General features: G+C 47.8%; 4 protein-coding genes and 1 pseudogene. All 5 read right to left on the bottom strand.

Annotated elements, in window-relative coordinates; genetic code table 11:
• Positions 1 to 631: 631 nt before the first annotated feature.
• Positions 632 to 2,674 (bottom strand): SUMF1/EgtB/PvdO family nonheme iron enzyme, encoded by a 2,043-nt coding sequence (locus tag ACXLDX_RS08795; protein WP_457576800.1) that lies wholly within the window; start codon positions 2,672 to 2,674, stop codon positions 632 to 634.
• A 419-nt stretch (positions 2,675 to 3,093) separates the two neighbouring features.
• Positions 3,094 to 3,738 carry a formylglycine-generating enzyme family protein gene (locus ACXLDX_RS08790; protein ID WP_457576799.1) on the bottom strand — a complete coding sequence of 215 codons (645 nt, stop codon included), beginning with the start codon at positions 3,736 to 3,738 and terminating at the stop codon, positions 3,094 to 3,096.
• Positions 3,720 to 5,042, bottom strand: coding sequence for a caspase family protein (locus ACXLDX_RS08785; RefSeq protein ID WP_457576798.1), 1,323 nt, complete (start codon positions 5,040 to 5,042; stop codon positions 3,720 to 3,722). The genes ACXLDX_RS08790 and ACXLDX_RS08785 overlap by 19 nt, the downstream gene beginning before the upstream one ends.
• A gap of 248 nt (positions 5,043 to 5,290) precedes the next feature.
• A complete protein-coding gene (locus ACXLDX_RS08780; protein WP_457576801.1) occupies positions 5,291 to 6,196 on the bottom strand; it encodes a TAXI family TRAP transporter solute-binding subunit in 906 nt (301 codons plus the stop codon).
• Positions 6,197 to 6,592: 396 nt separating this feature from the next.
• Positions 6,593 to 7,258: pseudogene (locus tag ACXLDX_RS08775) on the bottom strand (caspase family protein); the annotation flags it as partial.
• Positions 7,259 to 7,614: the final 356 nt, after the last annotated feature.

Raw genomic sequence — 7,614 nt, 5'->3', positions numbered from 1 at the left:
CAATGCTGCCGGCGGTAAATGGTGCAGGCGGTTTGCAGATGCTTAACAGGTGTATGAGCCCACCCCTGTGGGCGATTTCTTCGTATTCTGCCAACACCTTATCGCTCAGAGGGCTGAGCTCCTACAGGTAGAATTCGGCAAATAGTTGTTTGTACCTGTAGGAGCCCACCCCAGTAGGCGATTTCTTTTTGATTCTGCCAATTATTCGCCCACTGGGGTGGACTCCTACGAGCCGGGGTTCAATTCCGTGCCTGGTATTGTATGAGCTCAGCCCTCTGAGCGATAAGGGTTTGCAGCTGCCCGTGGCGTTGCCACCAATACGGGGGATGTTGGGTGATGTTGCCTGGTTGCTTGCAATATCTGTCATTTTTCCATGTTGGGTAGTGTTGTTCGCCCAGGGGGCGGGGCTCCTACAGTAGTGTTCGGGATTTTGCCGGGGCTGGATTGCAGGAGGCAAGTCCTCTGGCCGAATGTGCAATATGCAAAAAAAAAATCGAGGGCTTCGCCCTAACCATAAAAACACCAGTTGCCTGTTCCTGACGCAGTGGAAAGAAAAGTCCCAGATCGTCTGCTTCGTCCCTCAGGACGATCTGAAACTTTTCTCCCCACTGCTCCTGCCTGACTTGCCTGTTTACTTGTTGCCCTGAGGAAAGACAAGCCGGAAGCCGAGCGCATTGTTTGAGTTCCCCGGAGTATAATTGAACCGGCACGCTGAACGCACGGTCCTCTGGTCAGAGGCCCAGCTGCCGCCGCGAAACACACGGTTCGAACCTGATGCTGCACCCCGGGGATTGTTACGTGAACTGGAAGTATAATAATTTTCCCCATACCTGTCCGAGCACCACTCCCAGACATTCCCGGACATATCATAAAGACCAAGGCCGTTCTGCTTTTTCCTGCCAACAAAATGGGTGCTATTTCCTGAATTATAAGTATACCAGGCCACCGCATCAACATGATTGACACCGGAATACTTCTCCTTCTTTCCCCCACTTCTGGCAGCATATTCCCATTCGGCCTCCGTGGGCAGGCGATACTTTTTTCCGCTCCTGCTGTTCAGTCTTTTGATGTATTTTTGGGTGTCGTTCCAGGAAACGTCTTCCACAGGATAAAAATCTCCTTTCTTGAAAAAGGATGGATTGTTCCCCATAATTTTGCGCCACTGACCCTGGGTGACCTCGAATTTTCCCATATAAAATCCATCCACGCAGATCTCATGCACCGGTTTTTCATCATTATCGCCATCACCAAAGGTATCGCCCATATCAAAACAGCCGCCCTTCACATACACAAACTTCATACCCGTGGTCGGGTCGGTGTAATTGTTACCCTGCGAAGAACCGACCTTTTTCAGGTGAAAAGAAAGAACAGCATCTTCCCCTGCAGCCAACTCAACCATATGGGTCTGGCTTATATACCCTGTACGGGACAGTTCCACTGTATAGTTCCCGGCATCAAGTTCCATGCCCGGCTGATAGCGCGGGGAGATATTCAAAATCCTGACTGTGGCATCTGAGGGGGTGGGGTTAATTGTGAGGCTGCCCCGAACAGAGATTTTGTCAAGAATCAGGGTCAACGATGAGGTTCGTCCTTTGCGAATACGCAATTTTTTACTGACAGAGCTATAACCTGCCTTTTCACCGCTTACGGTCAGTACACCTGGTTTGAGATCTTCCACTTGTAATGGTGCCACTCCTTCAAACACTCCATCTATTGCTATCTCGGCTCCGGTTGGTCTGGTGGCGACTTTCAGAGTTCCTGTTGCTGCATGTGCCGGTTGCTCAACCAGCATGAAACCACCGGCCAGAAAGACAAAATCCCCTTTATCCAGAAAACGGTGCCTGATCTTGCCATATTGAGGATGTTGTGATCCTTTTGAATAATTGACAACACTTTGCTGCAAAAACTCGCCAAGCTCACTTCCGGTAACATACCCGTCACCATTGACATCGCCCTCTCCGTTAAGGGCCTCGATAAACTGTGCCCGAAACAGTGATTCATCCGATACTGTTTCATCGGCATTGCCCGATGTTATATATTGGCGTACCGGTTTTCCGGTTTTGTAGCTGATATGCTGGGGGATGGCACGGGACATGGCAAAAAGGGAGCCTGAAAAACAGGAATCAAATAAAAACAGGACATGCCGTGCGTCAATATTGAGGGAATATTCCTCAATCCGCTGCATGGACATGGCCACCCTGCGAAAACGCCGAAGATCATCATGGGGATCAGGGGCATCGGCAGGCACAATATAGCCAAGCGGTTCACCCTGGTATTTTGGCGTTACCGTATGGCCATGGCCCGCAAAATAGATAAGGAGACGGTTATCTTCTTTGCTTCCGTATTGTTCGATAAACTTTTCAAAGCCATCTTCCAGGGAAGCGCCATCCGGATTTTTTAGTACGGTTACCTGAAATCCTTTTTTTTCCAGAGCTTCACGAACCAGACGAATATCTTTTTTAACCCCGGGTAAACCCGGCCAGCCATTGGTGTAGTTGCTGACCCCGATGACAAGTGCGTAGCTGCCTTCAAAGGAGGATACGTTTTTTCCATTGCTGTCTTTTACCACCAGCCTTCGCATGTTGCGAGTTTTAGCCGGGATGGATGTGGCGAGCAATAAAGACAGAAAAAAAATACAACAGACAGTAAACAGGGTGTTTTGAAAGTTTCGCATTGTTCGTTTTTTTTAAAGAAAGAGCGTTGATTCTTCGCCCGCCGGAGCGGACACCTTTACCGGTAAGGCCTTGCAAACCGCCATGTGCCGTAGGAGCCCCGCCCCCGGGGCGATTCTTTACGGTGTTGATCCCTCTATCGCCCTGAGGTCAGGGCTCCTACAGTTACCGGTGAAATTGAACCCGGGGTCATGCAGCCCTCCACGTGCCCGTAGGAGCCCCGCCCCCGGGGCGATTCTTTTCGGTATTCATCAATCTATCGCCCTGGGGTCAGGGCTCCTACAAAGCCCCGTTAAATTTGCTTGTTTTTTTCACAGCAATTCATGGGTAAGTCACTGAATGTTTTGTGTTGTTGAGACATATTAGATCTTCCAATTGAAAAATGAGTACTATACTTTTTTCGTCCGGACGGTTTTTTCTGTTATCTGCTACCTTTGGCTAGCACAAGCCTGAAGCCCAGGTTGATGAACATAAAACCGGGTTCGCTCATGCTCCGGGAAGCTGCTCGAATATCTCTCGGATTAAAGCCCCAGCTACCCCCTCGAAAAATGCGAATCGTACCAGATGAAGGTCCTTGTGGATTTTTGCGGGGACTGGAGGAATAATAATTTTTTCCATACCAATCCGAACACCATTCCCAGACATTACCAAGCATATCATGCAGACCGTATCGGTTGGGTTTGAAACTACCCACAGGTGCGGTTACTGCATAACCGTCACTACAATCGTGAACCCTCCAATGTGACCAGTTTGTTTTTGCCGTTTGGTCTGCTACATTTGCATACCTGCAGGTGGTAACGTCGCCATCCCCCCAGAAACGCACTGTGCTGGTTTTACCACGAGCTGCATACTCCCATTGGGCCTCTGTGGGTAAGGTTATTTTATTCCCACTCGTGACGGAAAGCCATTTTGCATAGGCAACTGCATCATTCCAGCTTACATTTACCACAGGTTGATTATCGTTGTTCAGTTCTTTTTTTTTGTAATCTCCAGAATTATGTAAGGAATGGTATTGTCTGAACTGTCGGTTGGTGACCTCGTATTTCCCTATCCAGAAACCATCCAAACATACTTCATGACGTGGAAGTTCATTTCTGTAAAAATTTTTATACTTTTTTTGCCTTTTTCAGTAATAATCTGGCGTTTATCCTCAGCTGTTTGTCCCATTTGAAAACAGCCGCCCGGCACATACACAAATTCCATGCCCGTGGTCGGGTCGGTAAGATTTTTCTTTTTATTCTCCTGCTTTTTCCAATGTGCAATCCGTCTTTCGGCATATTCTCGATATTGTTCATCCTGGATGGTGTCTGGATTATTGGCCTGGTAGCTGAGTGTAAACTCTTTCCAGGCTGCCTGTTTTTCCAGGGGACTCAAGTCTACGTTGTGGTCATACCCCTTGAGCCTGTTATAATTCTGCTCCATTTTTTTCTGCCAGTTCTGCCATTTTTTACGGGCTGCAGCCCGTTTGGCAATTCGCGGGGTATAGTCACCTATATCGACAGCCTCAGGGGGTAGAACCACTGCTTCAGCCGGCTGGGATGATGATTCCACATTGACCACAAAGACAAAATCACCCTTGTCTAATTTGGGGTCACGTAGCTTGCCATATTGCGGATGCTGAGCCTCGTTGGAATAGTTAATCACCTTGTCCTGGAGAAATATGCCTAGCTCATTGCCGGTAACATAACCGTCTTGATTGCCGTCAGCTTCACCGTTTAATGCAGCAACGAGTTGTCGGCGGAAGATGGAATTATCCGGGACTTCTTCTTCGGCGGAACCAGAGGTAATAAACTGACGAACTGGTCTGGAAGTTTTATAGGAAATGGATTTTGGGGTTGCCCGGGTCAGCGCAAAGATCGAACCGGAAAAACAGGAATCAAAGAGAAACAGGACGTGATTTGCCAGAATCCGTCGGGCCAGAACAGACATCTCTTGCATATCAAGGGCGGTGTCCAGAAAACCGTCCAGATTTTTTTCTGGATTTGGGGAATCAACCGGCACAATATAGCCCATTTCCCCGCCATAAGGCAGGGTCAGGGTGTGGCCATGACCGGCAAAATAGATAAGGAGACGGTTCTCGGGGCTCCGTCCATACTTACGGGCAAACTGTTTAAGGGTGTTACGCAAGGTTTTACCAGTGGGATTATTGACAACTTGAACAACAAACCCTTGTCTTACAAGCGATTTTTTTATTGCCTTCATATCTTTTTTGACCCCTGGCAGAGATGGCCAGCCGTTAGTGTAGCCCGAGGCACCAATCAACAAGGCATAGCTTTTTTCATACAGGGCCACTTGTTTGCCCGAGGCATCATGAATGCGGACCCGCTTGATTGAGCGACTGGTTGCTATGCCGTTGGACGGAAACCACAAATGAACCGCAGAGGCTATAAACAAGGACAGTAGTGTAATGATCAGAGGGGAAAATGATGCTTTTTTCATACATGATCTCGAATTCATTGTAGTTTTTTTGTTATTCGAACTAATTGGTTTAGGGACAAAAAATGAGTGCTTTGTCCTGTTTCTCCTACCTTTTCCGTTAGGCGTTTCGTTTTCTGGAATAAAATTGATGCTACTTGCTGTGTTAAGTGTGTTATTTAAGCTTCTTTACAATAAAAAAGTTATTTTATAAGACCTGCTTCTTTGTAATATTTGAGAGCCCCCCTGTGCAGAGGAGCAGAAAGTGCATTTTTGATCATGTTTTCTTTCTTCAGATTGGCAAATGCAGGGTGTAATCTTTTGAAAGTAGAAAAGTTGTCAAAAAGAGCCTTTACTACATTGTACACAAGGTCTTCAGAAACTCGTGCATCAGATACCATGGTAGTATTTAAACCAAATGTAGTTGTATCATGTGGAGAGCCACGATACATTCCGCCAGGGATGGTTGCTGCGGCATAATAATCGTTGACTTCAATGAGCTTTTCAACTTCAGGACCAGTCACATTAACGAGAACTGTATCGCAGGTTGTAGAGACTTTTTGAGTTGATCCACTTGGATGAGCAACGGTAAAAATGATGGCATCAAGCTTATTTTCACAAAGAGCCTTGGGCTGTTCTGAAAATTTCAGTTCGCTAGCCAGTTTAAAATCTTTTTTGGTCCATCCAAAGGCACTCATCAAAACGTTCATTGTTTTGCGTTGTCCGGAACCGGGATTACCAATATTAACTCTTTTTCCTTTCAGATCCTGAAAATTTTTGATACCAGAATCGGCGCGGGCAATAACTGTCAATGGCTCTGGATATATAGAGAGGATTGCCCGCAGGTTTTTATTCCCTTTGCCGGAAAAAGTAGATGTACCGTGATACGCATGGTATTGCCAGTCAGAGCGGGCAATGCCCAGATCAAGCTTACCCGCAGCAATTGTGGCCAGGTTATCAACAGAACCACCCGTGCTCTCAACAGAACATCTGATACCATGCTTTTTCCTGGTCTTGTTAACCAATCGGCATATAGTACCGCCTGTAGGATAATAAAGACCTCTCAGTCCACCAGTTCCGATGGTTATAAATTCCTTATGAGTTGACAAGGGCCTGGAAACGCTACCAGCTGATGGCTGGGAAGTCTGTGGAGTCGGTCTGGTCACCACCTTTTTCTTTTTATTCTCCTGCTTTTTCCAATGGGCGATCCGTTGTTCGGCATATTTACGGTATTGTTCATCCTGGCCGGTATCTGGATTATTGGCCTGGTAGAGTTGGATAAACTTTTGCCAGGCATCCTTCTTTTCCTGCGGGATCAAGTCGGCGTTGCCGTCATATCCCTTGACCTTGGCATAATTCTGCTCCATTTTTTTCTGCCAGTCCTGCCATTTTTTACGGGCTGCAGTCCGTTGAGCAATCCGCTGGTCATAATCGATGATATCATCTGCTCCCGGTGGCAGGAGAACCGGGGAAGGGCTGGTACCGGCAAGGTAAAAGGGTGGAATCGGGGTAGACGACATCCAGGGGATCTGTTTTTGACCACTTTTTTCCATAACCCTTATCCCGGCCCGGTTAAACGCCTGCTGCACTGTCAGCCCCGGCGTGGCAAAACTTTGGAGCAGAGACTCGGTATACAGACCATTGCGGCCATTGCCGTCGGCAGCCGTGGAGCCGGGAGAAGTGGCATAGGCTATGATGGTGCCGGCCGGGGCATCCATTTTTGCCAGGCCGCTTGAACTGCTGCGAAAACTACGGTGAAAGGGGTTGTTGCGGCAGGCATCGAGGATAACGATATTGAGTGTATTGCCCGCCTCCCGCATCTTGCCGATGATCCGTCCGGCATGGACGGCCTCAAACTCGATATCAGATTCACTTGCCACCTCGGCATCCACGGGGATGAGGAAGTTACGGCCATCCAGTTGGATCCCGTGCCCGGCATAATAAAACAGACCGATCTCAGATCGTTTCAGCTTGTTAGCAAAGGTGTTAATGGCTTTTTTCATTGCCCGTTTGCTGGCGTTTTTTGCTAAAATGACCTCAAATCCAAGCTCTTCGAGCCTGTCGGCCATGTCTTCTGCATCATGGGCAGGATTCTTCAGCGGCGATTCAGGATAATGAGCATTTCCGATCACAAGAGCACAGCGCCCAGTGGTTCCGTTTGTACGTTTCATGGCCCTGTCTGCTCCATGGGCAAACAGGGGTAAAAAACCAACCAGTAAGAGCAGCAGGCAGGCAAGGTGGATGAGTTGTATTTTCATTATTGTCCCGGGGTCAGGGCTGTCATATGATTTGAGGGTCTTTTCACGTTCTATAGGCTACCTTGAAAAATTTCCATTGGAGTCTCGCAGGCTCGCTATCTCGCCCGATTTCTGCGTCACAGCGAAAAGAAAAATGCTCACTTATGACTAATATGCTGTGTTTTTCGCTGAACAGGCAAGCTGTTCGGCTATTTTCACTGTTCCTCGGAGTCTACGCTTCCATGAGAAGGCTTTGTCAAGACAAGTTCGACGTGGTGAACCATTTTTCT

This window comes from Desulfomarina sp. (assembly GCF_054039375.1).
Note: the sequence above shows the minus strand (reverse complement) of the source record. Positions and strands in the feature narration are given on the sequence as shown.

Excerpts from the sequence above, each read along its gene's own strand:
- ACXLDX_RS08795 (WP_457576800.1), bottom strand. The coding sequence starts at position 2,674 with ATGCGAAACTTTCAAAACACCCTGTTTACTGTCTGTTGTATTTTTTTT.